Source organism: uncultured Phycicoccus sp., assembly GCF_947495705.1.
Lineage (GTDB): Bacteria > Actinomycetota > Actinomycetes > Actinomycetales > Dermatophilaceae > Phycicoccus.
Genome location: NZ_CANLZR010000020.1, coordinates 1 through 1348 on the forward strand (window position 1 = coordinate 1; position 1348 = coordinate 1348).

Below are 1348 nucleotides of genomic sequence, written 5' to 3' on the forward strand. Positions count from 1 at the left end.
TGTATGACTTCGCCTGATGCTCGACGTTCGGGCTTCGGCTGATCCGCGACAGTGTTCCGGCTGAGGCTTGACAGGTAGTTCGGCTGATCCTTGACGCTCCCTTCATGAGGGAGATGAGTGTGGCTGAGCAGCGGTACAAGGCGGTCCTGGCGGTCATCGGTGATGGCCGGACGGTGACCGAGGTCGCAGCGTCCTGGCAGGTGTCCCGTCAGACGCTGCACACATGGCTGGCACGGTACGAAGAAGGCGGCCTGGAAGCGTTGGCCGACCGGTCCCACCGCCCGGTGTCGTGTCCGCACCAGATGGTCCCGGCTGTCGAGGTCGCGGTCCTCGAGGCGCGGCGGAAGCACCCCGGGTGGGGTCCGCGGCGGATCGTGCACGAGCTCGCGAAGAAGGGCCTGGTCGCCAGCGAGTCCGGGGTGTACCGGGCGCTGCGCCGCGCCGGACTGATCGAGCCCGGCCGGCGACGGCGCGAGCAGCGGGAGTGGAAGCGCTGGCAGCGCGCCCGCCCCAACGAGCTGTGGCAGCTGGACGTGGTCGGCGGGATCGGCCTGACCGACGGCACCAGCATCAAGTGCCTGACCGGGATCGATGACCACTCCCGGTACTGCATCAGCGCGAGGCTGATGGTCAAGGAACGCACCCAAGCCGTCTGTGACGCCTTCGAGGCCGCGCTGGCCGCGCACGGGGTGCCCGAACAGGTCCTGACCGACAACGGCAAGGTCTTTACCGGCCGGTTCAACCATCCTCCGACCGAGGTGCTCTTCGACCGGATCTGCCGGGTCAACGGGATCGAGCACCTGCTGACCAAGCCCCGCTCGCCGACCACCACCGGCAAGATCGAACGCTTCCACCGCTCGCTGCGTGCCGAGTTCCTCACCGGCACGCTCTTCCCCACCCTGGCCGACGCCCAGGAGCGGCTCGATGCCTGGGTGGCCAGCTACAACACCGACCGGCCACACCAGTCCCTGGGCATGGCCACGCCCGCCGAGCGGTACGCCACCGCCGCCCGGCGGGAGGTCACCACCATCCCCGACCGATCCGGACCCGAGTGGGTCTCCCGCAAGGTCTCCACCGTCGGCGTCGTCTGTGTCTCCTGGCAGCAGGTCTCCGTCGGCAGACACCGCGCCGGCGAACGCTGCGACGTCCACGTCGGCCCGGACATCCTCCAGTTCTGGATCGGCAACGACCTCCTGCGCACCGTGCCCCGCACCAGCACCGGAGACGTCCGCAACAAGCGACCCCTAGGAGGTGCCCTCACCAAGACCCGCAAGAACCCGACAGACTGACCCAAGAGCGTCAAGGATCAACCGACCTAGAACCGTCAAGAATCACCCGAAGTCCTACA

General features: G+C 68.1%; 1 protein-coding gene. It reads left to right on the forward strand.

Annotated features, from left to right (window positions below):
- Positions 1-104: 104 nt before the first annotated feature.
- Positions 105-1289 (forward strand): IS481 family transposase, encoded by a 1185-nt coding sequence (locus Q0963_RS16485; protein ID WP_299448168.1) that lies wholly within the window; start codon positions 105-107, stop codon positions 1287-1289.
- The last annotated feature ends 59 nt before the right edge of the window (positions 1290-1348 follow it).